The organism is Streptomyces sp. NPDC127092, assembly GCF_042722475.1.
In the GTDB taxonomy this organism is placed as follows: Bacteria; Actinomycetota; Actinomycetes; order Streptomycetales; family Streptomycetaceae; genus Streptomyces.
Map to the genome: position 1 here is coordinate 1 of NZ_JBHXFE010000215.1, position 1,213 is coordinate 1,213.

Annotated in this window: 3 protein-coding genes; all 3 read left to right on the forward strand. The window is 68.9% G+C overall.

The window, feature by feature from the left end; all coding sequences use genetic code 11:
* Nucleotides 1-224: hypothetical protein (locus ACFWJO_RS39015; protein WP_386872963.1), on the forward strand; the 224-nt coding region annotated here is incomplete at its 5' end.
* Between the two features lie 147 nt (nucleotides 225-371).
* Nucleotides 372-536 carry a transposase gene (locus ACFWJO_RS39020; RefSeq protein WP_385409226.1) on the forward strand — a complete coding sequence of 55 codons (165 nt, stop codon included), beginning with the start codon at nucleotides 372-374 and terminating at the stop codon, nucleotides 534-536.
* 72 nt (nucleotides 537-608) lie between these two features.
* On the forward strand, nucleotides 609-1,202 hold the full coding sequence (locus tag ACFWJO_RS39025; RefSeq protein WP_205810640.1) for a GNAT family N-acetyltransferase: 594 nt from the start codon (nucleotides 609-611) through the stop codon (nucleotides 1,200-1,202).
* The last annotated feature ends 11 nt before the right edge of the window (nucleotides 1,203-1,213 follow it).

Below are 1,213 nucleotides of genomic sequence, written 5' to 3' on the forward strand. Positions count from 1 at the left end.
AGGAGGGCTATCTGCTCGGCGACCTGGAGGCTCTCCAGTCGCGGCTCCGCCTCGACGCCTCGGCGGCGGGGGAAGTGGTGATCCGCCACATACCTGCACCCGTGGATCCCTCCGCCCTGCTTCGCACTGAAACAGTCGTGGCGCTGGACCTCATGGACTCCGACGACGTCCGTGAGCGGGCCGCCGGGCGAGAGGCCCTCGATCGACTGTTGCATCGTGTCTGAGCCGCGTCACCTGAGCGTGGAGGACCTCCTCGGATGTGAGGCGGGCCTCGGCGCTGGAGATGGCCTAGGGCGTGTCTGAGAATGGCTCCAGGGACCCGCTGAGATCCGGGGAGCTATGTCCCGGTTCCAGGTCGTCTCCGACGCCAAATCGGAGCTGATCGCCCCGCTGCTCCAGACCGCACGGGCCAGCAGGGCCGACCCTTCTCGGATGCCCGCACGATGGTCGAAGCGATCATCTGCCAGTGCAGGTGCGGGACTCCGTGGCGGGATCTGCCCGAGGTCAACGGGCCCTGGCTGGCCGCGTGGATCTGACATCGACGCAGGGTGCGGGCACTGGTCTGTCCGGGGGCTGACTCGAGAACTTTTGTTCGTACCCTGTCTGTCATGGCCACCCCTCTCCTGGAGCTCGCCGCGAGTCGAGGCGTCTGCTTCCCGCTGCGAGCCCGCCGGCTGACCCTCACCCCGTTCCGGGGTCTCGATGCACCCGCCGTGTGGAGCTTCTGCCGTCGTGAGCAGGTGTGGTCGTGGACCTCCGGCCGCCCGGAGAGTGAGAACGCGCTGCGCGAGTCCTACCTCGGGGCGGGGGACCGTCTCACCGTGCGGGCCGGAGACGTCATCGTCGGTGTCGGGAAGGTCGCGGTGCAGGACGCGTGGAGTCAGGGCGGCCCGCGGGAGGAAGCCCGGGACGCCCAGGCCGAGCTCGGCTGGACGATCGATCCGCGCCAGGCCGGGCAGGGCTATGGCACCGAGCTTGCGCGAGCCCTGCTGGGCTTCGCGTTCGACGATCTGGGTGTGCGGCGCGTGGAGGCTCATGCCTTCGCGGACAACGCTCCGAGCCTGCGCATCATGGAGAAGGTGGGGATGCGTCACGAGGGCACGTTCAAGGAGGAGTCTCTGCATCTCACGCGCGGCTGGGTGGATGGCGCCACCTACGCGATGCTCGCCTCGGAGTTCCATCCGCCCCTTACGCAGGAGTGATCCCGCCGGCC